The 26,748-nt window shown below is 66.1% G+C and carries 26 protein-coding genes; 12 read left to right on the top strand and 14 right to left on the bottom strand.

The features are described from left to right. Nucleotides 1–138 precede the first annotated feature (138 nt). Genes Verru16B_RS13115 through Verru16B_RS13105 form a run of 3 tightly spaced genes read right to left on the bottom strand, consistent with a single transcriptional unit; the run spans nt 139 to nt 2,521 of the window. A complete protein-coding gene (locus Verru16B_RS13115) occupies nt 139–594 on the bottom strand; it encodes a hypothetical protein (protein WP_069962703.1) in 456 nt (151 codons plus the stop codon). Between the two features lie 4 nt (nt 595–598). Next, nucleotides 599–1,642 carry an agmatine deiminase family protein gene (locus tag Verru16B_RS13110; RefSeq protein ID WP_069962702.1) on the bottom strand — a complete coding sequence of 348 codons (1,044 nt, stop codon included), beginning with the start codon at nt 1,640–1,642 and terminating at the stop codon, nt 599–601. A gap of 3 nt (nt 1,643–1,645) precedes the next feature. Continuing rightward, nucleotides 1,646–2,521 carry a carbon-nitrogen hydrolase gene (locus Verru16B_RS13105; protein WP_069962701.1) on the bottom strand — a complete coding sequence of 292 codons (876 nt, stop codon included), beginning with the start codon at nt 2,519–2,521 and terminating at the stop codon, nt 1,646–1,648. Nucleotides 2,522–2,654: 133 nt separating this feature from the next. Between Verru16B_RS13105 and Verru16B_RS13100 the strand changes: the two genes are divergently transcribed. After that, a complete protein-coding gene (locus Verru16B_RS13100) occupies nt 2,655–3,389 on the top strand; it encodes a response regulator transcription factor (protein WP_069962700.1) in 735 nt (244 codons plus the stop codon). Nucleotides 3,390–3,482: 93 nt separating this feature from the next. On the opposite strand, the gene Verru16B_RS13095 is transcribed toward Verru16B_RS13100, so the two are convergent. Then, nucleotides 3,483–3,710 carry a hypothetical protein gene (locus Verru16B_RS13095; RefSeq protein ID WP_069962699.1) on the bottom strand — a complete coding sequence of 76 codons (228 nt, stop codon included), beginning with the start codon at nt 3,708–3,710 and terminating at the stop codon, nt 3,483–3,485. 58 nt (nt 3,711–3,768) lie between these two features. Continuing rightward, nucleotides 3,769–4,653, bottom strand: a complete 885-nt coding sequence (locus tag Verru16B_RS13090; RefSeq protein WP_069962698.1) for a 5'-3' exonuclease — start codon at nt 4,651–4,653, stop codon at nt 3,769–3,771. 203 nt (nt 4,654–4,856) lie between these two features. On the opposite strand from Verru16B_RS13090, the gene Verru16B_RS13085 reads away from it, so the two are divergent. Then, nucleotides 4,857–5,990, top strand: coding sequence for a hypothetical protein (locus tag Verru16B_RS13085; RefSeq protein ID WP_069962697.1), 1,134 nt, complete (start codon nt 4,857–4,859; stop codon nt 5,988–5,990). 35 nt (nt 5,991–6,025) lie between these two features. Here the strand turns inward: Verru16B_RS13085 and Verru16B_RS13080 are convergent, their stop codons facing one another. From Verru16B_RS13080 to Verru16B_RS13065, 4 genes are read right to left on the bottom strand one after another with little or no spacing between them, the layout of a single operon-like run. Then, on the bottom strand, nt 6,026–8,197 hold the full coding sequence (locus tag Verru16B_RS13080) for a hypothetical protein (protein ID WP_083270335.1): 2,172 nt from the start codon (nt 8,195–8,197) through the stop codon (nt 6,026–6,028). Between the two features lie 6 nt (nt 8,198–8,203). Then, nucleotides 8,204–9,118: a hypothetical protein gene (locus Verru16B_RS13075; protein ID WP_069962695.1), complete on the bottom strand. Its 915-nt coding sequence runs from the start codon at nt 9,116–9,118 to the stop codon at nt 8,204–8,206. After that, a complete protein-coding gene (locus Verru16B_RS13070; RefSeq protein ID WP_157772409.1) occupies nt 9,115–9,990 on the bottom strand; it encodes an Amuc_1100 family pilus-like protein in 876 nt (291 codons plus the stop codon). The genes Verru16B_RS13075 and Verru16B_RS13070 overlap by 4 nt, the downstream gene beginning before the upstream one ends. A 3-nt stretch (nt 9,991–9,993) precedes the next feature. Further along, nucleotides 9,994–11,547 carry a type IV pilus biogenesis protein PilM gene (locus tag Verru16B_RS13065; protein WP_157772408.1) on the bottom strand — a complete coding sequence of 518 codons (1,554 nt, stop codon included), beginning with the start codon at nt 11,545–11,547 and terminating at the stop codon, nt 9,994–9,996. 77 nt (nt 11,548–11,624) lie between these two features. Here Verru16B_RS13065 and Verru16B_RS13060 point away from each other — a divergent pair, with 77 nt between their 5' ends. The 7 genes from Verru16B_RS13060 to Verru16B_RS13040 all read left to right on the top strand — a co-directional run bounded on the left by Verru16B_RS13060 (nt 11,625) and on the right by Verru16B_RS13040 (nt 17,101). After that, complete coding sequence (locus Verru16B_RS13060; RefSeq protein ID WP_083270334.1) at nt 11,625–12,128, top strand: NUDIX hydrolase; 504 nt, start codon at nt 11,625–11,627, stop codon at nt 12,126–12,128. A gap of 110 nt (nt 12,129–12,238) precedes the next feature. Then, nucleotides 12,239–13,330, top strand: coding sequence for a pyruvate dehydrogenase (acetyl-transferring) E1 component subunit alpha (gene pdhA, locus Verru16B_RS13055; protein WP_069962692.1), 1,092 nt, complete (start codon nt 12,239–12,241; stop codon nt 13,328–13,330). Between the two features lie 53 nt (nt 13,331–13,383). Further along, nucleotides 13,384–14,361 (top strand): alpha-ketoacid dehydrogenase subunit beta, encoded by a 978-nt coding sequence (locus tag Verru16B_RS13050; RefSeq protein WP_069962691.1) that lies wholly within the window; start codon nt 13,384–13,386, stop codon nt 14,359–14,361. 144 nt (nt 14,362–14,505) lie between these two features. Then, complete coding sequence (locus Verru16B_RS18950) at nt 14,506–14,910, top strand: biotin/lipoyl-containing protein (RefSeq protein ID WP_237023415.1); 405 nt, start codon at nt 14,506–14,508, stop codon at nt 14,908–14,910. After that, nucleotides 14,889–15,851 carry a dihydrolipoamide acetyltransferase family protein gene (locus Verru16B_RS13045; RefSeq protein WP_237023414.1) on the top strand — a complete coding sequence of 321 codons (963 nt, stop codon included), beginning with the start codon at nt 14,889–14,891 and terminating at the stop codon, nt 15,849–15,851. Before Verru16B_RS18950 ends, Verru16B_RS13045 begins: the two co-directional genes overlap by 22 nt. Before the next feature lie 138 nt (nt 15,852–15,989). Beyond that, a complete protein-coding gene (locus Verru16B_RS18355; protein WP_157772407.1) occupies nt 15,990–16,139 on the top strand; it encodes a hypothetical protein in 150 nt (49 codons plus the stop codon). A 98-nt stretch (nt 16,140–16,237) separates the two neighbouring features. Further along, a complete protein-coding gene (locus Verru16B_RS13040) occupies nt 16,238–17,101 on the top strand; it encodes a hypothetical protein (RefSeq protein ID WP_069962690.1) in 864 nt (287 codons plus the stop codon). A gap of 5 nt (nt 17,102–17,106) precedes the next feature. Here Verru16B_RS13040 and Verru16B_RS13035 read toward each other — a convergent pair whose 3' ends face one another. The 4 genes from Verru16B_RS13035 to Verru16B_RS13020 all read right to left on the bottom strand — a co-directional run bounded on the left by Verru16B_RS13035 (nt 17,107) and on the right by Verru16B_RS13020 (nt 22,023). After that, a complete protein-coding gene (locus Verru16B_RS13035) occupies nt 17,107–18,192 on the bottom strand; it encodes a nucleoside hydrolase (RefSeq protein ID WP_218918784.1) in 1,086 nt (361 codons plus the stop codon). Nucleotides 18,193–18,257: 65 nt separating this feature from the next. Further along, complete coding sequence (locus Verru16B_RS13030; protein ID WP_069962689.1) at nt 18,258–20,207, bottom strand: phospho-sugar mutase; 1,950 nt, start codon at nt 20,205–20,207, stop codon at nt 18,258–18,260. 104 nt (nt 20,208–20,311) lie between these two features. Further along, nucleotides 20,312–21,736, bottom strand: coding sequence for a UTP--glucose-1-phosphate uridylyltransferase (locus Verru16B_RS13025; protein WP_069962688.1), 1,425 nt, complete (start codon nt 21,734–21,736; stop codon nt 20,312–20,314). Further along, nucleotides 21,733–22,023, bottom strand: coding sequence for a septum formation initiator family protein (locus Verru16B_RS13020; RefSeq protein ID WP_069962687.1), 291 nt, complete (start codon nt 22,021–22,023; stop codon nt 21,733–21,735). The genes Verru16B_RS13025 and Verru16B_RS13020 overlap by 4 nt, the downstream gene beginning before the upstream one ends. Nucleotides 22,024–22,139: 116 nt before the next feature. Between Verru16B_RS13020 and Verru16B_RS13015 the strand changes: the two genes are divergently transcribed. After that, the gene (locus tag Verru16B_RS13015) at nt 22,140–22,955 is read left to right on the top strand and encodes an ExeA family protein (protein ID WP_069962686.1); all 816 of its coding nucleotides are present in this window, start codon (nt 22,140–22,142) and stop codon (nt 22,953–22,955) included. A gap of 1 nt (nt 22,956) precedes the next feature. Further along, a complete protein-coding gene (locus Verru16B_RS13010) occupies nt 22,957–23,634 on the top strand; it encodes a hypothetical protein (protein WP_069962685.1) in 678 nt (225 codons plus the stop codon). 87 nt (nt 23,635–23,721) lie between these two features. On the opposite strand, the gene Verru16B_RS13005 is transcribed toward Verru16B_RS13010, so the two are convergent. Continuing rightward, nucleotides 23,722–25,143 carry an exopolysaccharide biosynthesis polyprenyl glycosylphosphotransferase gene (locus Verru16B_RS13005; protein ID WP_069963744.1) on the bottom strand — a complete coding sequence of 474 codons (1,422 nt, stop codon included), beginning with the start codon at nt 25,141–25,143 and terminating at the stop codon, nt 23,722–23,724. A gap of 128 nt (nt 25,144–25,271) precedes the next feature. Here Verru16B_RS13005 and Verru16B_RS19065 point away from each other — a divergent pair, with 128 nt between their 5' ends. Beyond that, a complete protein-coding gene (locus tag Verru16B_RS19065; RefSeq protein ID WP_069962684.1) occupies nt 25,272–26,744 on the top strand; it encodes an efflux RND transporter periplasmic adaptor subunit in 1,473 nt (490 codons plus the stop codon). The last annotated feature ends 4 nt before the right edge of the window (nt 26,745–26,748 follow it).

Below are 26,748 nucleotides of genomic sequence, written 5' to 3'. Positions count from 1 at the left end.
GGATCCTTGCGGATCCGCTGGTTGAGGGTTGGACTGTCTGACAAGCCGGTGGGAGCGTGCGGCAACACCGGCCTGACCTAAGAACGCCGCGTAAGGGGCAAAAAGTCCCCGATCCCCCTCCGCCCGGCAAGAGAATAATCAGTTTTTCTCGACCGCCCGGTCCGTCGCCCGCTCCACCAAAACCTGCTGCAGCGTAGCGAAATAGAGCTGGTAGAAGCCATGGTCCCGCAGCCCCTGCTGCCGCGTCCCGCCCATCGAGGCGCTGACCGCCTCCTCGGTCAGGCTCAGGGCCACCTCGGATTGGCCGGCCTCACCCTGGGTGATTTTGAGCCGGGCGATCATCTGCCGGGAGTCACCAAAGGTCTCGCTGGTCCTGATGGCACTCGCCGCCTCGACGCGGCCCATGGACGAGCGCGTCAGCACAAAATCCAACCGCTTGAAGGCCTTTTGGGCCGCGAAGTAGACTTCCTCGACTTCACCTGGCACCGACTGCACCTGCGGCGGCACGGTCTCGAAGCGGTCGGAAAACGAGGTGGATTCACAGCCGGCGAATAGCAGGGCGGCCAAGGCGGCCAGAAGCGGGAGGGTTTTCATGGTTTCAGGCCGGCTGTTGTTGCGAAATGCAGTGCAGGGTGCCGAGACCCCAGATCAGGTGATAGCAGTCGATGGGAATGACCTCCCGGCCGGGGAAACAGTTCCCGATGATCGCGCAGGCGGCGGCGTCGCGCTTCGGCTGCCGGAACTGCGGCACGAGCACGGCCCCGTTGATGATCAGGAAATTCGCGTAGCTGGCCGGCACCCGCTGCCCGCGGAAAGCGAGTTGCGCTGGCATGGGCAGTTCCACGATTTCAAATTTGCGCCCCCCCGGCGTGCGGAAACCACGCAGCCGCTCGAGATTCTCGGCCAGCAACCGGTGGTTGGGGTCGCGCTGCTGGGGTTCGACGCAGGTGATGAAACCGTCGGCCTTGAAGAATCGCGTGATGTCATCGATGTGCCCGTCCGTGTCGTCGCCCACGATCCCCTCGCCCACCCACAGCACCTGCTTCACGCCCAGGTAGTCCCGGAGATTTTGCTCGATCTGCGCCCGCGTCAGGTGCGGATTGCGGTTCGGATTCAACAGGCATTGCTCGCTCGTGAGCAGCAGGCCGGCCCCGTTTACGTCGATCGAGCCGCCTTCGAGCACCAGATCGTTTTCAAACCGGCGGAGTTTCAGTTTCCGGGCGATGCTGGGCGGAATGAGGTTGTCGAGGTCGTAGGGCGGGTACTTGCCGCCCCAAGCATTGTGCACCCAATCGGTCACCGCCACCTCGCCCGTGCGATCATGCTTCACGAAGATCGGGCCATGGTCGCGACACCATGCGTCGTTCGTCGGGTGATTGTAGAAGGTCACGCGCTTCATGTCCGCCCCGGCTTTGGCACACAGGCGCTTCGCGCGCGGTTGAAGCGCGGCGGCACAATTGATCCGCACTGCCTCAAACCGGCTGATCTGCCGCACGATTTCGGCGAACACATACGGAATTGGCCGGAACTGCCCGGGCCAGGTCGCGTGGTTGTGCGGCCACGACAGCCACACGGCCTCCTGCGGCTCCCACTCGGCCGGCATCCGGAAGCCGAGCGCGGCGGGCGTTTTTTTCACGGCCATGGCTTAGTCAATGAATCGCTTCGTGATGTCGCCGTACGCGTCGATCCGGCGGTCGCGCAGGAACGGCCAGTGCGTGCGGGTGGTATCCACGCTGCCCAGATCCACCGGGACGAGCAGGATTTCCTCCTTATCCACGGAGGCCTTGGCCAGGATTTCGCCGCTCGTGCCCGACACAAAGCTCTGCCCCCAGAACTCGATGCCATCGCCGCCCACCGGCCTTTCCGTACCGATGCGGTTGATCGCGGCGACAAAGCAGCCGTTGGCCACGCCGTGCGCCCGCTGGATCGTCTCCCATGCGCCGTGCTGGTTCTGGCCGTACTGCTTCTTCTCTTGCGGATGCCAGCCGATGGCCGTGGGGTAAAACAGGACCTCCGCACCCTGCAACGCCGTGAGCCGGGCACCTTCGGGATACCACTGGTCCCAGCAGATCAGCACGCCGATCTTGCCGTATTTCGTCTGCCAGGCCCGGAAGCCCGTGTCCCCGGGCGTGAAATAGAACTTCTCGTAGTAGAGCGGATCGTCCGGGATATGCATCTTCCGGTAGATCCCGAGCAGCTGGCCGTCCGCATCAATGATCACCGCCGTGTTGTGGTAGAGGCCGCCGGCGCGCTTCTCAAACAACGAGGCCACGATCACCACGCGGTATTTCTTCGCCAGCTTCTGAAACGCCGCGGTGCTCGGCCCCGGGATGGACTCGGCCAGCTTGAAATTCGCATGGTCCTCGCTCTGGCAGAAATACTGGGACCGGAAGAGCTCCTGCGTGCAGATGATCTTCGCCCCGCGCTTGGCCGCCTGTTCGGTCAGGGCCAGGGTTTTACGGAGATTCTGCGCCGGGTCGGCCGTGCAGGCATGTTGGAGCAATCCGAGCGTTACCTTCATGGGGGCAGCGAAGGTTCCCAGCCCGGGAATGACAAGTATTCTATGCCCTCAGATAGGCTTAAGTAGGCTTTGACAAAGCCCGGGCGAATTGTAAAAAGGGTACCAGTCCCTCTCCTCTCAATCCACTCTGTCTATGTGCGCCGAACCCCGTCCCCTCATCGTCGTGGTCGAAGACGAAGTCGAACTTTCCAAGATCATCGCCCAACACTTGGAGGAGGCGGGCATGAATGTGCAGATCTACCCGCGCTCCGTGCCGGCCCTGCGCTTCCTGCAGCATAACTTCGCCAACCTCCTGCTCCTCGACGTCAACCTCCCCGACGGTTCGGGCTTCGAGTTGATGAAACAGCTCAAGGACCAGGACATCACCACGCCCGTTATCTTCCTCACGGCGAACGCGCACGACGAGTCCAAGATCCAGGGCCTGAACATGGGCGGCGATGACTACATCACCAAGCCTTTCAGCTACAACGAGCTCATCGCCCGCATCCGCGCCGTGCTGCGCCGCACCGAGTCCCACGCCGATTTCAACGTCACCAAGAACGTCCGCACGACCGACGGTCCCTTTGAGTTCCTCGGGGCGCAGATCCATCCGGAGCGCCTCGAGATCGGTTTCCCCAACGGCACCACCCTCAAGACCGGCCGCAAGGAACTCGGCATCCTCGCCTACCTCCACACCCACCGCAACGTGGTGATCACGCGCAAGGAGCTCATCCATTCCGTCTGGGGCATCCACGCCGACATCCGCAGCCGCTCGCTCGACCAGTACATCGTGAAGGTCCGCGCGGCCTTCGGCAAAAACGGCATCTCCCTCGACTGCTTCAAGACTGTCCACGGCATCGGCTACATCTTCGAGCCGCCCGCCGCCTGACGTAGGGCCGGTCTCCGACCGGCCCCTGCGTTCGTCCAGACAAGTCCAGTCTGAGACTGGCCCCTACTTAAAGCAGATTGGCGTTACTCTGGCTTAAGCCAGCTCGCAGACCTCGCGCACGCTCTTCATGGCATCCGTCAGGTGGTCGCGCCGCTTGTAGCCGCCAATCATGCTCGCCTTGCCTTCTTCGAGCCGGTTCAGGAGCGACGTCAGGAGCTCCGTGTTGTAGGACTGCATCACGAGGTCAATGGCCCGTTCCCGCCCCACTTTGGCGATGATCTCGAGCATGGCCTCCTTCTTATCCAAGTCGGAATTGCTCATGCCAGCGAGTGTGCTCCCGCCGGCCGGTTTGGCAAGACCGACCGCCCCTCCCCCGCCCTCAGAATAACTCGGTCTGTCCCGTGTAGCGCTTCTCCGCCTCGGCCAGGGTGGATTTCATTTCCATCGCCACCAGCAGGGGCAAGAGCTTCGCCGGCTGGGGCTCGCCCCGCGGGACCGCCGGGAGCGGCGACCGGCCGCTGAGGGTCGTGAGTTTCAAATTCAACCGCAGCCGGTCGGCGTTCTGGGCCACTGCTTCGCGGAACCGATCGGGTTTCAGGCCGGCCGCGCCGGCGATGATGCCCTCGAGAGATTTGAATTCCTCAAACCACTTCGCCGCCGTCTTGGGCCCGACGCCGTTGATGCCGGGAATATTGTCCGACGTGTCGCCGATCAGGGCGAGGTATTCGGCGATCTGCTCCGGCGGCACCCCGAATTTCTCGCGCACGCCCGCCGCGTCGAGCACCCGCCAGCCGAGCTTGGGATTGGCCGTCGGCGGGGGCAGCAGGATCTTGATCCGGTCATCCACGCACTGCGCAAAATCCTTGTCGGCGCTGACGATCAACACCTCGTGCCCGTCGGCCGCCAGGGTCCGCGCCTGCGCGGCGACCAGATCGTCGGACTCCACCCCGTCCAGTTCCACGCCCACCAGCCCCATCGCGCGCGTCAGCTCCTTGATCACGGGTATCTGCTTCTCCAGTGGCTCGGGCGTCTCCTTGCGCTGTGCCTTGTATTCGGGGTGCAAGGCCAGGCGGTCCTGCGAGCCGCCGAGATCGAAAAACACCACCATCGCGTCAGGCTTCTCCTGGTCCTGCAGCCGCCACATCGTCTTCACCCAGCCGTGCAGCGCCCCGGTGGGAAACCCGTCCGCCCGCGTGAGCTCGGGCATCCCGTAGAACGCGCGGAACGCCATGTTGTAGCCGTCGACCAAGAGCCATTTCGCCATGGCCCGACCAAAGCGGAATACCGCGGGCCGTAAACCAATTTCAGTTTTCCCCGGCCGTCGCGGCGGTGACGGCGCAAAAAATGCGGAGACCCCGCCGCCCGGTTTCCCAAGGGATGCGGAGACGCGTCGGACGTTTTCGGCTAAAAAGGAAAATCTTCCCCGCGGCCGCCCGGTTTCCTGTCCTTCCGCCCAGCCCCACTCCCATGAACTTTCCCCTCCGTTGTTGGCTCGTGCTTGGCCTCCTGCCGCTCGTGTCCGTCCGGGCCCAGTGGGCCCAGCAAACCGTCGTCGCCCCCTCGGCCGTCAGCTTTGACGCTACCATCAGCGGCGGCACCACCTTCGTGGCCTATGAGTCCGCCGGCAACATCTACGTCACGGCCAAGGGCTATGGTGAGGCCGGGTGGTCCGCGGCTAGCCTGCTCGGCGCGGGCACGGCGCCGTCAATCACCACCGGGACCGGGGGACTCAACGTGGCTTACCTGGTCGGCAACAACGTGAACGTCAGCGCCAACTCCGGCTCGGGCTGGTCCGGCGCCGACCTTGGTAACATCAACGGCTCCTTCCAGGTCCAGCTCCGCACCGACAGCTCGGGCGCCATGTATCTGCTGACGAACGGCTCCGGCACCGGTGGCCGCGGTTCACTCGATCTGGCGACCAACACGGGCAGCGGCTGGGGCGGCGGATTCACCAACCTCGCCTACGGCTGGTACGACTCCGGGAGCGGCAACTACTACCATCAGGGCGTCCTAGCCGCGTCGCCCCACGCCGCCGGCTACCGCCTAGCCTACGAAATCAACAACTGGGGGGGCAACGCCAGTTGGTCCGACAAAGGCATCACCACCTCGGGCTTCGCCTCGAACGCCTCGGCCGGCGCCAGCTGGAACGGTTTCGACATGGTACTCCCGGACGGCGGCCTCTTTTTCAACGCGTCGGGCGGCCTCTTCGGGTACCTCAACGGCGGCAACGCCTACGCCACCGTTTTCGACGGCACGACTTGGAACGGCGCCGTCAACCTCGGCGCCGCCAGCGGCCTGAGCGTCAACGGCGCGGACCATTCCCTGGTCGTGTTCTCCTCCTCCGGAAACCTGATGCAGTGGGATGGCACCACCACCGCCGCCGTGAGCTACCTCGCCTCCCCGCTCGCCGGCACTGCGCCACTCCTCGTGGATGACGGTGCCACCGCTCACTTGCTCTACCTCGACGGCGGTGGCCAGCTGACCTACCTGCAGGCCATCCCCGAGCCCGCCGGCTGGGCCGCACTCTGCGGCTTGCTCGCCTTCGGCGCCCGGATGTGGCGCCGTCGCCCGGACGGTTCCGCCCCAGCCAACCGGGCCTAACGGCGGCGGCCGCCGGTAGATTGCCTCGATGTTTATTATTCCTTACGCGGCACCGCGCCCGCCGGGGTGACGACCGTCGGGTTCTGGTAAAGGCTTCCGCTCGGCGTCCCGGCCACCGCCTGCTTTTTCAGCGCGCCGCCGGGATTGACGAGATTCGCAGTGACAAAGATCAGCAGATTCCGCTTTTGCGAGCTCTCACCCTGACTGCGGAAGAGCCGGCCGATGATCGGCATGCTGCCCAGCACGGGCACCTTGTCGTCCACCTTCTTCACCTCCTCGCGGGTGAGGCCGCCCATCACCAGCGTGGCGCCATCCCAGATGGTCACCCGTGTGCTGACCTCGCGCACGGCGAAGATCGGCTGGTAGAAGCCCGGGGGCACGGTGACGGTCGTGCCGCCCGAGATCGCGACACTCGGTCCGCCGTATTCTACGAAACCCTCGAACTCCGTGACCTTCGGGTTGAGGTCGAGGCTCACGCTGTGGTCGTCCTCCTCCACCGTGGGCGTGACGCGTAGCTCGACGCCGACGTTGCGCGTGGTGAATTCCTGCGGTGTGCCGGAGGTGATGGAGACCCCGGCCGAGCCGCCACCGGAGAGGCTGCCGGTACCGACCTGCGATTGGATCTGGCCGTAGCTTTGCGGATAACGCAGCTCCTGGGCGACAGTGATGGTGGCTGGGTTGCCCGAGAGCACCGTGAGCTTCGGCGCACTGAGCAGTTCCGTACCGCTCTTCTGCGCGAGGGCGCGCACGATGGCGTTGACATCGAAGTCACCGATGATGCCGGTGATATTGGCCAGCGGGGCGGCACCGGCCCCCAGCAGGACGCCGCCGGGGATCGTCGGGGCGGACGCGGGCAGATTCAGCCCACCCGGCGGCTGGCCCTCGCCCGAGATGGAGATCTGCTGCGAGGAGGTGGCGTTCTTGAAGGCATCGGCCAGCGACCGGGTGATGCCCGAACCGGTGGTGTATTCGGCCTGGGTGGCGTTCAGCGCCGTGGCGCGGGTGGCCAGGTTCCATTGCACACCCAGCTCCTCCAGCGCGCCCTCCTGCACTTCCATGAACTTGGCCTCGATCTCCACCTGTCGCACGTTCTGGTACCGGGTCAGGATGTTGCGGATCCGCGTGAGATTGCGCGGCGTCTGGGTGACGATCAGCTGCGACCCGTCGAAGGCGAGGGTGCTGCCCGGCACGGCCTCGAAGCTGACGCCGGCGAGTTGCAGGAAGCTGCGGATCGACTGGCCCTCGGTCTCGACGGCCACGGGAGCGGCGCTCTCCCCGTTCGGCGGCCCCGGGGGCCGGCCGGTCATCCGCAGCACGGTGGAGCGAGAGACCGGGAAAAACTGTGTGTCCAAGGCCGTCTGGTCGCCGCCGGGGCGCACGACCACGGCATCGGCCTGCACCTCGTACTGGTAACCCGCCGCGCCCGTGATGAAGTCCAGCACGCGCTTGAGCGACAGGTTGCGCAGCGTGATGCTGACCGCCGGATTGGTGCCGGCGGGGTCGAGCAGCACGATGTTCACGCCCTTCGGCTCCGCCCCGGTGCGATCAAATTCGGCCGAGATCACGCTCAGGGTGTTCACCACCCGGCTGAGTTCCATGCCGCTGAAATTCACCTCGGGGAGCACGATGGCATTGAGCCGCGCCCAGACGGGGGAAATCGCGTTGTCGGCCGCAGCCAGCCCCGGACCATCACCCGTGACGGCGGGCCGGCGCCAGGCCTGATCCACCTCGGTCAGCATCTGGCCGCGCGAGCGGTTCCGCTCATCCGCGATGCGGTTTAAAAAATAGCCGGCGTCGGCATTATCCTCCTCCCGCTGCTGCACGGCGCGGAAGGTCTGCTCCGCCGCGACCGGATCCCCGGCCAGATACTGGCTGCGCCCCTGGGCCACCAGCGCATGCACTTCCGGCTCCCCCTCGGGCGCGGCCGGGGTCACCGTCCCGCCGATCACCGTCACCGTCTTGGTCGGGGTCCCGTTCAATCCGGCCAAGAGACCCTGGGCCGTCTCATTGCCCGGACTGAGCGCGAGCAAGGCCTCGAGTTTTGCCCGGGCGGTGGCGGTATCCCCGGAATCACGGGCATGTAGCGCCTCCGCCATAAGCTGGACCTGCGCCTCGGGCATCACGGGCGTGACCGGTGAGGCCGCCTGCAACGAGGCGAACGCGAGGAGGGCGACCAACTGGACAAGGCGACGGACGGGAGGGTTCATGCAAAGTTACTGGCCATGGGCGGCGACCCCACGGGTGGCGGGAGCAACCAAGGGCTTCGGCCGCGCGGCCATGTGCTCCGGGGTGGGGCCCGACGGACGGAGGATTCTTGTTTCCGGCACGGCCAGGCCGGGCGTACTCCGGGCGACGATGACCTCAGGCGGATCGAGTTGGATGCGTTCGATCCGGTAGGTGGCGTCGGAATCGCTGAAGCTGTCGCCGGCCTGCAACTCGCGCGCGGGCCCCTTGCCGTCCGGCGCCTGGAAAACCGCCAGCGGGGTGTCGGTGAATTTCGTCTCGCGACTGTCGAGCAGCACCTCGGCCCCGGTCTGCTCATCCAGCAGGACGGCCTGCGCCGCGATATCGTAGACCGGGCCAGGGGCGTCACTCTCGATGGCAATCTTGCGCACGTCGAAGCGCTGGAGGGTCAGACCGAGCGGCTCCAGGCGCCGGCCCGGCCGCACCAGCAGGGTCTGCGGCACCTCGGAGCTGACGAAGGCCGCGAGATAATCACCCGGCGCACCGATGTAGCCCGCCAGTTGCAAGCGGTAGGGCGCGCGTTTCACTGCCAGCAGTTCCAGGCCGAAGACGGTTTCCGTGGCCTCCGCGGCATACTGCGGCGGGGTGACGGCAAAGGACCGCGCCGCGGCATTGTAGTAGATAACCGGTGGCGTGAAGACCTCGTAGCGCCAGTCCGCGCCTTCGGACTGGGCCGATGGGGAGGTCCAACGATGTTTTGTCAGGGGCAAACCCGGCTCGAGCCGCGGCGGAGCCTCACCGGTGAAGACCGGTTGCTCCGGCTCGGACCGGACCGCCTGCAGGGCCGGTTGTGCCTGCCACACCCAGGCGCAACCCGCGAAGACCACGCCGCTGGCCGTCGCCAGCAGCAGTTTTTCGTAATGATGGGTGATGAGCTGGCTCATGGGGCGGGATTCACGGCTCCGGAGGTCAACAGAACGAATTCCACGATGACGGCAAACTTAGAGAGACTCTGCCGGACCACCGGCTGCGGGGCATCGGCCGCCACGGGGCGTACGGAGCCGGTCGGCGGCAGGGGTTCGACCTCGATGCTCCGCACCACGACCGGGTGCGGCAGCGTGGCCAGGCCGGTGAGGAATGTGCGCAACGTGGAAGTCTGGCCGGTGAATTCTAGCCGGACCGGTTCGGTGTCCACCAAGCCGGCCTCCCGCAGGGAAAGCCCGGGATCCATGATGAAGAAATCGTCCGCCCCGCTCCTTCCGTCCGGGGACGCGGCCGCCGGCGCAGTGCGCTGCACGCCGAGCACGGCCAGCGGCCGGGACTCGAACAGCGGCTCGAGGAGGCGCCGGACCGCATTTTTTTGCCGGTGCACCGGCCCAAGCAAGTCATCCGCCGGCCCCTCGTGTGCGTAGGTGGCGAAACCAAAGTACTCATCCGGCCGCAGACTCACGCGGGTGGTGATCGCCTGCGCCCGGCCCTGCTCCACCAGGCCCGCCAGCGCAAAATAGGCGTCCATCGATTTGCCCGGGGGCGGGCCGTCGAGGGAATCGGGGGCCCGGGGCCGCAACTCTTCGCGCAGATCCGCGAGCTTCCGCCGGACCTTCTCCAACTCGGCGGCGATGGCCGCCTCGTTTTCCGGGGTCGGGGCGGGAGATTGGCGCGCGAGCCAGTCGCGTTCCTGCTTTATCTGCTCGAAAGCGGCCTGCGCCCGGGCGGCCTCGCCCCGGTAATGCTGCAGCAGCCAGGCCTCCATCGCGACCACCACGAGGGCCAGCAGCACGGCAAACAGGAGAAAATGAGGCCGTAAACGATTCATCGGTCAGAGCGGGTGTGCCGGATCAGTCACCAAGACGAAATCAAAGCGCAGGATGCCGGGCTGGCTGTTGTCAAATCGCTCACCTTCGACCGCCGTGATGTACGGTGAGTCGGCGAGCCCGGCGAGGAGCGCCCGGACGCGGGTCAGCGTCTCGGGACTGACCTTGGCAAGGGGGTTGGTCTTGTCGAGCATCCGGCCCGATACCACGAGTTTCAACGGAGTGGCCCCCACCGGCGGGATCGTCTGGAGTCGCTCAAACCAGACATCCTCCACCTGCACGAGCCGTTGCTGAAAATCGGCCAGCAGGCCGAGCCAGCCCGTACGCCGTTGCTGGATGTTTTCCAGGCGGGTGGCATCGTGCTGCAGCGCGGCCAGCTGACCAAGGGCGGCCCGGTTGCGCGCCTCGCGTTCGCGGGCCGGGGCAACCGCCGCCTCGATCGCCGCGGTTTTGGCCCGGGTCGTGGCGGCCAGATTGTGCACGTGCAGGATGGGCGGCACCCCGGCAACCGCCACGAGCGCCACGGCGGCCACCAACCAAGCCTGGCGGCGGCGCAGGCCGGCCCGCCGCCGCCGCGACGCGGGCAGCAAGTTGAGTGTGGGATGCGGCGGACATAACTCGATCGCCGCGGCCCCGACCAGATCCGTGAGATCGCAGGCCTCAGGTGCTTGCATGGCGCGGGTCGCGGAAGGACTCACCTCCACGCTCCCCAGGATATCGAGACGTTCCACCGGCAGTTTCAGCCGCGCGCCGATGGCCTCCGGTAGACCCGTGCTGCGCGCCATGCCGCCGGTCAGCACGATGTGTTCCGGCGCCCCCAGCCCGCCTTGTCGGGCAAAATGCATGACCGAGCGCGTGACTTCCTGTCCGAGCCGCGCGGCGAAGTCGTCCGGCGTGACCGCATCGGCTTCGCCGACAGCCCGCCGGCCGGATAGGCTACCGCCCCCGAGGCTCAGGGTCCGTGGCGCAAAACGCGCCGCGTCGACCTGTAGCAAGGTGGTGGAACGCGCCCCGAGGTTCAGCACCAGCGCGGGCGAGCCGCTGCCCGGCCGGACCAGCCGGTAGCTGGCGAGCGTCGTCAATGCCGCCGGCAGGATCGCCGCAATGTCGAAGCCAGCCTCGTCCGCGGCGGCCACCAGGAAGTTGACCGCGTCGAGTTTGACGGCGGCCAGCAGCAATTCCAGTCCGTCGGGGCCCTCGTGCACGAGCGCCGTGTCCCAGGCCACTTCCGCAAGATTGACCGGGATGCCCTGTGCTGCCTCGAAACGGACAATCTGGTCCCGCTTCGCCGCACTGACGCGCGGCGTGCGCACGAGCTTGGTGAGCGTGAGATGCGGGGGCAACACCAGTACCAAGCGACCGGCCAGGTTCACGCGCGCCCGCAAGGCCCGCAGTGCCGCCGCGGTCTGGCGCGGCCAGGTGTCATCCGCGGAGCCAGCCGTCGGCAAGAGTTCGACCGCGTACTCTTCCAACCGAAGACGACCGCCCACCAGGCCGAAAATCGCGAGGGCCGTGCGGCTGGCACCGCAATCAATGATGGTGAGTGGGCTCGATAACACGTGCGAAGGAGTATGGGGGCCCGTGATAAGATTTGTTTGCCGGAGATTTCGCAAAGGTCACGCTCATTTGCCGAACGATGTCCTCTCCCCTGCCCTACAAGATCAGCGTCCTGGTGTTTATCGAAAACCGTGCCGGCGAGCAGTTGCTCATGCTGCGCGCGAAACAGCCCAATCTCGGCGTCTGGACCCCGATCGGCGGAAAACTGGAAATGGCCACCGGCGAGTCGCCACTGCAGTGCGCGATCCGGGAAACTGAGGAGGAAACCGGCCTGGTCGTGCGCGAGGACGCCATGCACCTGTTCGCGATGATCGCGGAAAAAGCCTACCAAGGTGACACCCACTGGCTGATGTTCCTTTTTCGCTGCAAGACCCCCATCGAGGCCCTCCCGCCCGATATCAAGGAGGGCCGGTTCGCCTTCCATTCCCGCGAGGCCATCAAAAAACTGGCCATTCCAGAGACCGACCAGGCCGCGCTTTGGCCCATTTTCGACCGTTATCGCGACGGGTTCGTATCCTTGCGGGCGGATTGCTCCGTTTCGCCCATTCAGATCAAGATTGAGCAGATTGTGGCTGCCCAGTGACAAAGTGGGGCAAATCCCGCCACCACCCAAACTTTCGCTTGTCATTCCAAAGCTTTCCCTAAGAAACGGCTTATTCGTCCCGATATTACTTCAAACTTGAACTATTTCCTGTGAGCAAGAAATCGCCCTCCCCAAAAAAAGCCGAAGACGCCGGCTACAACGCCCGCACCGCGCACATCAACGCCAAGCTCGGCCACGACGAATTGATCGCGCTCTATCGCGACATGGTGCGCATCCGCCGCTTCGAGGAGCGCTGTCTGCGCAGCTACCAGCAGGGCAAGATCGGCGGCTTCCTCCACCTTTATATCGGCCAGGAGTCCGTCGCCATCGGCTGCGTGTCCGTCATGGGCAACGACGACCATATCATCACCGCCTACCGCGATCACGGCCACGGCCTCGCGGTCGGCATGGGCATGAATGAGATGATGGCCGAGAACTACGGCAAATACACCGGTTGCTCCAAGGGCAAGGGCGGCTCGATGCACTACTTCGATCCTTCCCGTCGCTTCTGGGGCGGCCACGGCATCGTCGGCGGCCAGATCCCGCTCGGCACCGGCATCGCCTACGCGCTCAAGTACCAGGGCCGCAAGGGCGCCTGCATGGCGTTCATGGGCGACGGCGCCGTTAACCAGGGCGCGGTCCACGAATCCTACAACTTGGCGGCCCTCTGGTCCCTCCCCGTCATCTTCATCGTCGAGAACAACGGTTACTCCATGGGCACCTCCCAGGAGCGCTCCTCCGCCGGCCCGAGCCTCGCCCAGCGCGCCGAGGGCTACGGCATGAACTGGGACATCATCGAGAACGGCCATGACATCCTCGAGGTCCGCGACAAGGTCGCCGCCGCGCTCAAGCTCGCCCACGAGAAGTCCCTCCCCAGCGTCCTTGAGATCCGCACCTACCGCTACCGCGGCCATTCTGTCGCCGATCCCGACACCACCTACCGCGACAAAAAGGAGATCGAGGAATACAAGTCCACCAAGGACCCGCTCATGGTCTTCCAGAACGCCCTCCTCGCCGAGAAGGTCCTGAACGAGGAGATCATCGCCAAGATCGACGAGTCCGCCCGCGCCGAGGCCGAGAACTCCGCCCAGTTCGCCGAGGCCAGCCCCTACCCGACCGTCGATGACCTCCAGAAGGACGTCTATTGGGAGGCCGATAATCCCGCGGACCGCAAATCCCAGGGCACGCTCTTCTTCAACTGAGCCGGGCGCCGCGCGATCCAGATCTCTAATTTCAAATCTCAAATTTTAGCACCATGCCCGTCATCACCTACCGCGAAGCCCTCCGGCACGCCATGGCCGAGGAACTCGAACGCGACCCCAACGTCGTCATCATGGGCGAGGAAGTCGCCCAGTTCAACGGCGCCTACAAGGTCACCGAGGGCCTCCTCGCCAAATTTGGCCCGAAACGCATCGTCGACACCCCGATCTCCGAGGCCGGCTTCATCGGCATGGGCCTCGGCGCCTCGATGCTGGGCATCCGCCCGGTCATGGAGCTGATGTTCTTCAGCTTCTACTCCGTCGCCTTCGACCAGATCTTCAACAACGCGGCCAACGTCCGCTACATGTCCGGCGGCCTCATCAACTGCCCGATCGTCCTCCGCGGCCCCGCCAACGGCGGCACCAACGTCGGCGCCACCCACTCGCACACGCCCGAGTCCATCGCCGCCTATCACCCCGGCATCAAGGTCGTCGTCCCCTCCACCGCCGCCGACGCCAAGGGCCTGCTCAAGTCCGCCATCCGCGACAACGACCCTGTCATCTTCCTCGAGAACACGCTCCTCTACGGCGAGACCGGCGAGGTCCCCGAGGGCGAGCACCTGGTGCCGCTCGGGTCCGCCAAGGTCATGCGCGAGGGCACGGACATCTCCATCATCGGCCACGGCCGCGCCATCCAGATGGCCCTCAAGTCCGCCGACCTCCTCAAGGAGAAGCACAACATCAACGCCGAGGTCATCGACCTGCGCTCCATCCGCCCGCTCGACGAGGAGACCATCCTCGCCTCCGTGCGGAAGACCAACCGCGCCCTCTACGTCGAGGAATCCAAACCCTTCTGCTCCGTCGGCGCGATGGTCGCCTGCCTCATCCAGGAAAAGGCCTTCGACTACCTCGACGCCCCGGTCCTCCGCGTCAATTCTGTGGACTCCCCCGCCATTTACTCGCCCCCGGTCGAGAAGCTCCAGCTCCCCACCGTCGACCGCATCTACCAATCAGCCCTTGCCGTGCTGAAGTAGCGAGTAGTGGGTAGCGAGTAGCGGGCATCACGCTCCGAAAGCCACCCCTGACTCACGCCCAATCTAGCCAACGTCATTCCCTTCAAAACCCGCGCCGCGAGCTACTCACTACCCGCTACTCGCTGCTCACTACTACTTCCTCCCATGGCCGACATCATCGATATGCCCAAACTCAGCGACACCATGACGGTGGGCACGCTGGTCAAATGGCTCAAAAAAGAAGGCGATACCGTCAAGGCCGGTGACATGCTCGCCGAGGTCGAGACCGATAAGGCCACGATGGAGCTTGAGACCTTCTTCACGGGCACCCTCCTCAAGATCTTCAGCCCCGCCGGCTCTCAGGTCGCCGTCGGCGCCCCCCTCTGTGCCGTCGGCAAGCCCGGCGAAGTCGTCGACGCCCCCGCCGCCCCGGCCCGAAGGCCGCCGCTGCTGCGGCGACCCCGCCCCCGAGTGCGCCCGCCCCGGCCCCCGCGCCTGCTCCGGCTCCCGTGCCCGCTCCGGCGGCGACCCCAGCCCCGGTACCCGTCGTGGCCCCGGCCGTTGCCGTGAGCGCGCCGGCGTCCGATGAGCGCCTGCGCATCTCCCCCCTCGCCCGGAAAATCGCCGCCCAGCAAAGCGTCGACGCCTCCCGCGTCACCGGCACCGGCCCGCACGGCCGCATCGTCAAGGCCGATATCCTCGCCGCCGCCGCGAATCCCGCCCTCCTGAAATCCGCGGCTGCTTCGGCTGGAGCCGCGGCGACCCCGCCGCGGTCCGGCACCCCGTTCACCGGCGGCGCCGTCGCCGCCAAGGGCCCCATCCAGGAAGAACGCCTCGCTCCCGTTTCCACCATGCGCGGCGTCATCGCCAAGCGCATGGTCGAGTCCACGACCACCATCCCGTACGTCTACCTCGACATCGAGATCGACGCCGAGCCGCTGCTGGCCGTCCGCGCCCAGCTCAACACCGGCCTCGAGTCCCAGGGCGTGAAGCTCTCCGTCAACGATTTCATCCTCAAGGCCAGTGCTGAGGCCCTCCGCCGCGTGCCGACCGTCAACTGTTCCTGGGAAGGCACCCACATCCGCCACCACGGCGCCGCGCACGTCGCCTTTGCCGTGGCCCTCGAGGACGGCCTCATTACCCCCGTCGTCCGCGACGCGCACCTCAAGAGCGTCTTCCAGATCAGCACCGAGGTGAAGGCCCTCGGCAAGAAGGCCAAGGACAAGAAGCTCGCGCCCGCCGACTACACCGGCGGCACCTTCTGCGTCTCCAATCTCGGCATGATGGGCATCCCTAAGTTCACCGCCATCATCAACCCGCCCAACGCCGCCATCCTTGCCGTCGGCACCACCGTCGCCAAGCCGGTCGTGAAGAACGGCCAGGTTGTCGCCGGCCAGACGCTGACGGTGACCCTGAGCTGCGACCACCGCGTGTTCGACGGCGCCGTCGGCGCGCAGTTCCTCGGCGCCCTCAAGGACCTGCTCGAGAAGCCGGCCCTGCTGCTGGTCTGAGCCCTTCCCGGCTCGGTTCGCTCCAAGCACACCTTCCCGGTGTGCTTTTTTTGTCTTTGATTGTGCAAACTTGGTGAATACGCCCGCCCGGTACACTTGGTGGTTTACGCAGGCGCGCTCCTTGGTGCTGCTGAGGGCATGGGTTCCCCGTTAAAGCGCCGGAACAACAATCCTTGGATGGATCAGGACCGGCAAAACCAACGTCGGGTCATCGCGACCGGCGTGCTCTTTGCCTTGATCGTACTGGGCGGCGTCGGCCTGCTGGTCTACGCGCTGGTCCAGGGCTGAGCCGGTCGTCGCCCGCGCCTGATCCCGGCCCTCGCCATCTCCCCGTTGACCATACGCTCGGTTTAAACAGGGTAGCGTCTGCCGGGCCATCCTACCCCATGAATCTCCAACCTGTCCTTTCCGCCCCCACCGGCCTCGTGCTGCTCCTCGGCCTGCTGCTCGCCGGCCCGGCCGCCGCGCAGACCGCGTTCCAAAAGGCCGCTGGCAAATTCCTGCACAAGGACGTCGATGTCATCAGCGTCACCGACATGACCGAGGCGGGCCGGGCCTATGCGCCCGCCACGCCGACCCAGCCGGTGTACTACAAGCTGGTCTATTTCGGCTACACGCATTTCGACGGCACCCGCGTCTGGGCCGGTGAGTCGATCCCCAAGAACAAGGACGTCCTCACCTGGATGATCGAAGCCATGCGCGCCCAGGGCTACCTGGTCGCCGACGCCGCCCATCCGCCAGAACAGCTCCTCGTCTTCAGCTGGGGCATGATGGAGGGCGGCAAGGACCGCCCCGCCCTCGGCTTCCTCGGCGGCGACAAACTCAACCTCATGTGGGAGCAGGTCCAGTATGGCGGTTTCGTCGATCCCCGCGTCCTCCTGCGCGGCATGATCCGCACCGGCGTCGCCGGCAAGGTTTGGGACATCGCCGAGAGCGACCTCTTCCTCGGGGCTGTCCGTTCCTTTACGCTCGATGCGATGGAGAATCCGAATCCCACCCTGCTCTGGGAAACCCGTTTCGGCTGCCCCGCCACCGGTCTCGCCATGGACCGGGCCATGCCGCTGCTGGTCGCCGCCGCCGCGATGAACTTCGGCCGGGAAACCACCAAGCCCGTGACGATCAACGCCACCGAGGCCTTCTCGGGCAACGTGACCTTGGGTGAATTCATATTCCTCGGCGAGGCCGACACCCTGCCTGCACCGCCACCCGCAACCACGCCTGCGCCGGAGCCCGCCCCTGCGGCCAAGTAGCCCGGTCAGGGACCCGCGCGGGTCAGCCGCTCCACCACCAGCGCCTCGAGCCCGGCCACGTCCACCTCGAACACCACCTCGACGACCGGTTCGCCCAGGCCCGGACCGCGGCCCGGCGCCCAGCTAAGCGTGTTACCGTAGCCCGCTCCATCCGCCGCCGTGTCGACATCCACGGCCACACGCTCGCGTCGCGTTGCGAGCGCAGGTTCCAGCCAGACCGCGGCCGCGATCTCGTCCCACAGGGGAAATGATTCCACATGGGCGGCCACATAACGGGCCACGGGCGTGGTGGCGGCGGCAACGGCCTGAATCATCCCGGGCCGGAACAGCGTCCGCGTCGACGGATCGACCGGCACCTGCACGATGCGCCGCCAGGGGGACCGCAACACCGCGCTCGCGGCCTCGGGGTCCCAGCGGAAATTGAATTCCAAACGCGGGGTGTAGACGTACTCGAGCGCGAACGCATTGTCGGCCGGCCGCGGGTTGAAGCTCCCGCCCATAAACACGAGTTCCTTCGCGCCCGCGGCAAACCCGTCATCGAGCCGGCTCGCCAGGGCGAGGTTTGTCATTGGCCCCATCGCGAGGATCGAGACCTCGCCGGGATAGCGGCGCACCTGCCGCACGAGGAATTCCGCCGCCGTTTCCGCCGCCGGCTTGAGCGCGGGATCGCCCTCGATCAGCGGCGGCACCACCTCGGGCCCGTGCGGCTCCGGCCGGCGCACCAGCACCTCCTTGGACCACTCCTCGGTCCAGGCCCCCTTGTAGAAAAGTTTCCCGTGCCGTGCCTCCCAGCGCTTCGTCGCCTCGGCGGAATTCACCAGCGGAAAGGTCGCGCCCGGCACCACCGGAATCTCGGGCCGCCCGATGAGCTCGAGCATGCGCAGCGTATGGGCCACGTTCTCCTTCTGCCAGCCGTCCCCGCTCTCAACCGTGATACCCAGCACCTCGACGTCGGGCGACTGCAGCACCATCAGGATCGGTTGCAGGTTCGGCCCGCCCGGCCCAAAGGCATCCTGATCAATGATGACCTTGCGCCGGGGCGCGGCCAGCGCGAGGATCGGGACCAGGAACAGAAATAGGATTTTAGCCACGGATTTCACGGATGAGCCACGTTGCTGAATCCGTGCCAATCGGTGAAAGCCGTGGCCAAATTGCCTCAACCTTCCGCGCGCTTCCGGGCGTCGGCCTCGATCAGCGCCTTGAGCGCATCCAGCGAGGCCTTGGTCTGTGCCTTGGCGGCGGGCAGGTCGGCCGCCGACTGTACCGGGCCCGAGGCAAAGAGGTAGAATTTCATCTTCGGCTCCGTCCCGCTGCCACGCGCCGCGAAGGAGTAGCCGTTGGCCAGCGTCACGATGTACAGGTCCTGCATCGGGATCTGCTCGTTGTCGGCATCGAAGAACTTTTCGCGGCCAAAGTCCTGAAAGCGCGTGACCTTCGTGTCACCGAAGGCCGTGGGCGGGCTCGCGCGATAGGTGTCGAGGATGCGCTTGATCTTCGCCGCCCCGCTGGCGCCCTCGTAATAGATGTTGATCACGCCCTCGAGGAAGAAGCCGTAACGCAGGTAAATCTCGTCCAGGTAGGCCGGCACCGTCAGCCCGCGGGACTTCACCCACGCGCACACCTCGGCAAACATCAGGCAGGCCGAGTTCCCATCCTTGTCGCGCACGGAATCGTTCGGCAGGTAACCGTAACTCTCCTCGGTGCCAAAAAGGTAGAAGCTGCTGTGCTGCTGCAGCAGGCGCGCCCGCTCGCGGAACGGAGTGGCATCGTAGTCAAACCCATGCCCCATCGCCTTGACCAGCTGCTCCTCGTACCCGCGCATCTTCGCTGCGATCCACTTGAAGCCGGTCAACGTGTTGATGACCTTCACGCCGTGTCCCTTGCCGATGGCGTCCTGCAACGGGGTCGTCACAAAGGTCTTGATGAGGCAGGCGTGCGGGGTGCCAGCCGGCGGAATCCAGCCGAGTTCCTTGTACTTGCTGATGCGGTAATCGGCCAGCAGCGCGCCGACCTGGTTGCCGGTCAGCAGCTCCATTTTCCCGGCCGCGTTGCGGACGGCGACGCCCACCCGGTCGGCATCGGGATCCGTGGCCATCACGACGTCGATGCCTTCCTTCTCCGCCAGTGCCACGCCCAGCGCGAGCGCCTCGGCGTTCTCGGGGTTCGGCGACTTCACCGTCGGGAAACGGGCGTCGAACGCCGCCTGCTCCGGCACCTCGGTCACACGCACGCCCGCATGAATGAGCGCGGGCACCGTCGAGACGCCACCCACCCCGTGGATGTTGGTGTAAACCACCTTGAGGCCGGACTTCCGCAGCAACTCCGCATCGATCACCGCCTGGGCGGCCACGGCGAGATAGGCATCATCCGCCTCGTTGCCGAGCGTCTTGACCAGCGCCAGATCGCTCACCAGGTGCTGCTTCACCTCGGCCAGGGTCACGCGGTCCACCTCGGCGATAATGGCCTTGTCGTGCGGCGGGGTCACCTGCGCCCCGTCCACGAAGTAGGCCTTGAAGCCGTTGTCGTGCGGCGGATTGTGGCTGGCGGTGATTACGACGCCGGTGTGCGCCCCGTAGTGGCGCACCGAAAAGCTTAGCTGCGGGGTGGACCGCGGGCCGCTGAAAATCAGCGCCTCGCCGCCCAGCCGCACCCAGGTGGAGGCGGCCAGTTCGCAGAAATGGCGGGAAAAGTGCCGCACGTCGTGGGCGATGACGATCTTCGGCTTTGCGCCGCTGTGCTGGGTGGCGAGATACTTCGCCACGTAGCGGTGCAGGCCCATGACGGCGCGCACCAGCGTGAAGTCGTTGAGCAGGTTGCTGCCGACGTTGGCGTGCGCAGGGGAGCCCTGCGCGTTGATCGTGCCGGTCTCCGCCGCGGCGGCCTTCACCCCGATCGTCCGCCCGCGCATGCCGCCGGTGCCGAACTCGAGGTAGCGGTAGAAGCGGTCGTTGAGCTCGCTCCACTCCCCGCGCGCGATCAGCTCGTGCAGGCTTTCCTCCGCCCAGGCCGGCAGGCCGGCCTGCAGCCAGGCCCGGAGGTTGTCGGCGGCACTCGTGAGCAACTGGCCGTTTTTCACGGCTTGGACAATCTGGTCGGAGGTGGTCATGGGAAAAGTGGGGAAACCGAAATTTGCTGGCTGGAAACGGAAAAGCAAAGGCCTAAAACAAGCCGTCCGCCGGGTGGCGCGGCCTGGGATCTTGCCGCGAAAACCTATTCGAGATAAAGTCCCTCGACGACGGCGGGCTTGACCGGGAGCGCCTGCCAGCGCTCGGCGAATGTGGAGGCATCGTAGCCAAAGAGCGGCGAGACCTCGATGCGGGCTTGCGGCAGGCCGGTGGCGTCGGTTGCGACCGGGACACCCGCTCCCTGCAGCCAGCGCGCAAATTGCCGCATCTGATCCTCCCGGCTGGTCCGGGGTGAATCCAGGCCGTCGGCATTCTTGACCGGGCTGAAGTCATCCGCGCGCGCGGTCTCGATCACAATGGAGTTGCGCGCAAAGGGGATCGCATCGAACACAAACATCTCAAATTTAACGCCGTTCGCCGCCGTGGGCTTCACCGGCTGCCCGGCGGCATCGATGGTGGCGATCTTCTTGTCCGCCCGGTGAAACGGCAGGGCGACATCCTCGCCCCCCACCGCCAGTCGCCGCGCGAATTCCCGGTCGATCACATGGATCGCAATGCTGCCCGCGCCATACCGCAGGGTCCGATCCGGGTTGGTCTCGCGCTGCATGCTCAGCGGCATGTCGCTGTACTCAACGACCACGATCTTGCCGTCCTGGAGGCAGAAATGCCCCACCTTTTCCTCCGGGTAGGCCTTCGGCACCATCTTGCTCGACATCTCCGCCCCGGCGCCGAGGTGAAAACCGATGAAGGCCGGATCCACACAACGCACCAGCGGGTTGTCCACCTGGAAGTAACTGAGCGTGTCCACCCCTTCCGACTGCATCAGGTCGAGCGCGCCGCTGCGGTGGAGCGCGCGCAGCGAGCCGCCGTGACCGTCGGGACTGAGGGCGAGCGTGCCCGGGGTCTCGAGCAGGATTTTCCCATCATATCCGACCGCCGGCATCCGCCCCTGCCGGAAGAAATGCACCCGGCCCGGATCGAGGCCGAAGTGCCGGTTCTCGGCGAAAAACACCTCGGTCTGCGCGTGGTTCGCGTGGCTCGTCATGATGAACCAGTGCAGCGGCCGGCCGTAACGGAGACCGCTGGCCTTGATCTTCTCCGCAAAAACCTGAAACAGCGTCTTCGCCTTCAGCGGCGTGACGGCGAAGGTCCCCTTCGGTCCGTCATAGCCCAGGCGCGTCCCCTGCCCGCCCGCCACGGTGAAAGCCGCCACCCGCCCCGCGCGCAAGGCCGCCTCGCCCCGGGCCGTGGCCGCCGCCCACTGCGCCGCGTCGCCGCCGTGCTCGGGCAGCAGGATGCAGGGCGCCGGCGCCAGCCCGTCCAGGTTCGCGCCGCCACCCGCCGCCTTGAAGACCAACGTGCGGTTCAACCGCTCGATCTCCGCCAGATCGACTTCCGCGGCTTGCGCGGCCAGTTCGGCCCGGGCGGTCGCATCCAGCGACTCCCAAAAGGCAAAGACCTGGCCTTGGCCGGCGGCGCGATAGGTGGAAATCAGGGAGTCGGTGTTCATGGAAGGGGTTTCTCAAAGCGGAAGACAAATTCATCGCCCTTGGCGAAGCCGAGTTTCTGGCGGATGATCCTCTCCAACAACGCCGGGTCGTGGCGCAGGCGCTCCAGATACTCGGTTTGTTCCTTCAGCTTCGCCTCGGCCGCCGCCAGACGGCGCAGGTTGGCCGCCTCCTGCAACTGCAGGGCCTTGAGCTCCCGGTTCATTTCCACGAAAAAGACCACCGCCCACAGCGCGATGCCCGTGAAAAGCACGGCGAAGGTTCCGTTGACCAGTTTGCTGGGATTCATCCGGGAAGAAGGCGGCCAGATAAAGGTGCGCGCCGGGGCTCAGGCAACGTTTTTCAAAGCCGGTTGACGTTGTTTTGGCGTGCTTTTTCCCGTGCAGCCCAAATACTTGCCGGACGATGTATCAAAGCTACTACGGTTTTACGGAAATGCCGTTCCACATCACTCCGGACCCGAAGTTTCTCTACCTCAGCAACACTCACCAGGAGGCTTTGCAGCATCTGAAATACGGCGTCCACGAGAAAAAGGGCTTCATCGTGCTCATCGGCGAGGTCGGCTGCGGCAAGACCACCCTCTGCCGCAAATTCCTCAGCGAGCTCGACCCGGCCCATTACGACACGGCCCTGGTCCTCAACCCCCGCGTCACCGAGACGCAGATGCTGAAGGCCATCCTCACCGAGTTGGGCGAACCCAACCTCGCCCGCAGCAAGAACGACCTCGTCGCGCAGATGAACCAGGTCCTGCTCGACCGCATCGCCAAGGGCCGGGAGATCGTCCTCATCATCGACGAGGCCCAGAATCTCTCCTTCGAGGTCTTCGAACAGGTGCGCCTGCTGTCCAATCTCGAAACCGACAAACAGAAGCTCCTCCAGATCGTGCTCATGGGCCAGACGGAGCTGAAGGACCGCCTCGCCGCCGAGGAACTGCGCCAGCTCCGCCAGCGCATCCTCGTCCACTACGAGCTCCGCCCCTTCACCCGCGACGAGATGGACCGCTACATCTCCCACCGCCTCACCGTCTCCGGCAGCATGGGCCGCCCGCATTTCACCTCCTGGGCGCTCCGCCGGCTCTACAAGTCGAGCCGGGGCATTCCCCGCATCATCAACAATCTTTGCGACAAGTCCCTCCTCTCCGCCTTCATCCGCGAATCGGACGAGGTCAACTACTGGGACGCCCGCCGTGCCGCCCGCGACTTGGAGCGCCTGACCGACTGACATGAGCCTGATCAACGACGCGCTCAAGAAAGCCCAGAAACAGCGGACCGGCGAGGCGCCGCCCCTGGCCGCCATGCCCACCATCGGCGGCGAATCCCCGCGGCACATTTCCCGCCGCGGCAAACCGGCCTCATCCACCCCGCTCTATCTTGGGCTCGGTGGGGCGGGTGTGCTCGTCGTGCTTGTCGCCGGATTCTTCCTCCTGCGCCCCTCCTCTGGCCCCGTCGCCCCGGCTCCGGCGGAAAAACCCGCGGTGATCGTCCCGGCGAATATGCCCCCTCCGGCGATCGCCGCCACCACCCAGCCCGCTCCGGCCCCGACCACCCCCAACGTGTTCGTCGTCCCGCTCGCACCGCCGCCCGCCGTGGCCGAGCCGCCCGCCGCCCGGGTGGCCGAAACCCGGCCCGCCGCCCAGCCCGCCGCCCCAACCGTTGCGGAGCCCGCCCGCGCCGCCACCCCTCCGCGTCGACTGGACGCTCGCGCCACCACGTACATCGAATCCATCCGGGTCGCGGGCATCCGCGCCTCGGCCACTGATAGCAAGGTCCTGATGAACGATCGCGTCTATCGCGCCGGCGACCTGGTCGAGCATGAGATGGGCCTGAAACTCATCGGCATCACTTCCTCCTCCCTCACGTTCGAGGATCCGACCGGCGCCCAATACACGCGCAATTTCTGAGCCCGGCTCGGGCCGCTCGGCGCGGACCCGCGAGCTTGCTCGCGCTCTGTGCCCGCCGACCGGAGACAAACGGCCTTCGCCTGGAACTCAATAGGCCGACTTCGGCGGCAGAAAAACCTGGCGCAGCGTCTTCAGGGTAATCTGCACGTCCAACCACATCGACCAATGCGCGATGTAGTACAAATCGAGCCGGATCCGCTCGTGGAGTTGCTCCGGGGTCTGAATTTCACCCCGGTAGCCTTCGCTTTGCGCCAAGCCCGTGATCCCGGGTTTCACCCAGTGTTTCGAGCGGTAGGAACGCACCTGCCGCTCGAATTCCTCGTCGAGCACCGGCATCACCGGCCGCGGCCCGACGACACTCATCTCCCCGATCAGGACGTTCCAAAACTGCGGGAACTCGTCCAGGCTGTGCCGCCGGAGAAAACGCGCAAACGGATAGATCCGGTCATCGCCCAACCGGGCCTGCCGGCCCTCTGCCCGGGGATCGGCCGGAGCCAGTTCCATCGACCGGAACTTCAACATGGGAAACTCCGTCCGCCCTTCGCCCGACCGCGCGCGGACATGAAATAGCGGTCCGGGTGATTGGAACCGTTGCACCACCCACACGACCAGCATCAACGGCGGCAGCAGGCACACCACCACCGGCAGCGCCACCAGCACATCAAAGAGCCGTTTCAGCGCCCGGTTCAACGGATCCTCCAGCGGCTCGTCGTGCAGCGTGAAGAAATGATGCCCGCCTTCATCCGAGGACACCACCGGATGCCCCAAGACCTCCTCCACGAGATGGTGCACCAGCAAGCGGCAACCCTGCGCTTGGCACTGCTCGACAATCTGCCGGGCGATCAGCGGATTGGCGGGCACCTCGAGCAGGATCACCTGCGCGATCGCCTTCTCCGCCAGCACCCGCGGCAGCTTGTCGACGGCCCCCATGAAGGGCGCCGCTGAACTCCGCGCCGGGGTCGCCAGCTCATCCAGCGTCAGGAAACCCGCCGGCAGCACCCCCAGGTGCATGCGTTGCTTCAGCCAGTCATCCAGCATCGGCAGGGTCTCGGCCCGCCCGATGAACAGCGTGGGGATCCGGGCCCCGCTGCCATACAAAAATCCCGCCAGCCGCCGCGGCAGCCAGCCATGCAGGAAAAACAACCCCAGCCAGGTCCAGGCAAGGAACGAGCCGAGAAACAACCGGCTGATGCTGCGGTCCTGCGTGGCAAACATCATGGCAAACACGGCCAGGGCCATCAGCCCGACCTGGGTCGTGGCCAGCCCGGCCGCCTCCGCCCCACCGAGCCGGGTCAGGCGGGACTCGACGCCGCGGATCCGCTCGGCGCCGGCCAGCAGGCCGATCACCACGCACAGGAAGTACTGCAGCAGGTTCACCTCCCGGCTCAGCTTCACCACCGGCACGTACCGCATGATGAATTCCGCATAGAGCCAGAAGAACACCGCCACCCCCAGCAGGAGGGCGGCGCCGTGGATCCTGACCAGGCCCCGGTGACGATTGGCAAGCATGAGCGGTAACCGCGGCAGTGTGCGGGCCGTCTGGGGACCGGCAAGCTTCCGTTCGTGCGCCTCTCCCGACATTTCTCGCACCGGGGATTGCGCCCTCCCGGCGGGCGGGCTATCCTTTTCTCCAATCCATGGCCTTCCCCCGACTTTTCCCCACCCTGCTCACCCTTGCCTTGCTGGGCGCCGCCGGCGGCAGTTATTACTACTACCAGCGCAGCCGGTCGGTCGAAGCGCCGCCCTCGTACAACACCGCCACGATCGCCCGGGGCAATGTCCGGCAAGTGGTCACCGCCACCGGCCAGCTCGATGCCGTGCTCTCGGTCGATGTGGGCAGCCAGATTTCGGGCCTGATCGTCAAGCTGCACGCCGATTTCAATACGGTGGTGAAAAAGGACCAGATCATCGCCGAGATCGATCCCGCCACCTACCGCCAGCGCCTCCGCCAGGCCGAGGCCGACCTCGCCTCGACCAAGGCCAGCAACCGCCTCCAGCAGCTCAACACCGAGCGCACCCGTGAACTCGCCGCGAAGTCTCTCGTCACCCGGCAGGAACTGGACCAGGCCGAGGCCCTGCTTGCCCAATCCAACGCCTCGCTCCTGACCCGCGAGGCCTCGGTCGAGAATGCCAACGTCGATCTTGCCCGCTGCACCATCCGCTCTCCGATCGATGGCATCGTGATCTCGAAGCAGACCGAGGAGGGCAAGACCGTCGCCGCCAGCCTCAACGCCCCCACGCTCTTCACCATCGCGAACGACCTCGCCAAGATGCAGATCACTGCGGCCGTCGCCGAGGCGGACATCGGCTCGGTTCAACAGGCCCAGTCCGTCACCTTCACCGTCGACGCCTTCCCCAACCGCAATTTCACCGGCCAGGTCACGCAGGTCCGCAACGCCCCGAAGATGGCCAGCAACGTCGTCACCTACGAGACCATCATCAGCGTCGATAACCGGGACCTCAAGCTGCGCCCCGGCATGACCGCAAATGTCTCCATCATCGTCGCCAGCCGCGAAAACACCCTGCGCGTGCCCAACTCCTCCCTGCGGGTCCGGCTACCCGAGGCCGTCGCCGCCAAACTCGCCGCCACCAGCCCCACCCCCGCCGCCGGCGCGGCCAGTCCCGCGGCCCCCACCGTGGCCGCGGCCGCCACCCCTCCCGCCGGCGAGCGCCCGCCGCGCGAGAACGCCAGCCCCGGCGAGGGCGGCGGTCGCCGCGGTGGCATGCTGGGTGCCGACGCCACGCCCGAACAGCGCGAGAAGGCCCGCGCCGTCATGGCCGAGGTGGGCATCACCAATTTCCGCGAGGCCACCCCCGAGCAGCGTGAGCAGTTCCGCCGGCTCATGGTCGAGCGCGGCCTCGCCCCGGCTCCCGCCGCCCCCGGCGAAGTGACCGTCATTACTCGGACCGTTTACCGCCTGCCCGGCGGGGACAAGACCGCCCTTCCTCAACCCGTTTCGATCAAGGTGGGCATCACAGATGGAATCACCTCCGAGGTCATCGACGGGCTCGCCGAGGGTGATGTCATCATCACCGGCCTCGCCGCGGTCGGCAACGCCACCGGCACCGCCCCCGCCGCCAACCCCTTCGGCGGCCAGCGTCGCTTCTAGGCCC

Origin of the sequence: Lacunisphaera limnophila (assembly GCF_001746835.1) — a bacterium.
GTDB lineage: Bacteria > Verrucomicrobiota > Verrucomicrobiia > Opitutales > Opitutaceae > Lacunisphaera > Lacunisphaera limnophila.
Note: the sequence above shows the minus strand (reverse complement) of the source record. Positions and strands in the feature narration are given on the sequence as shown.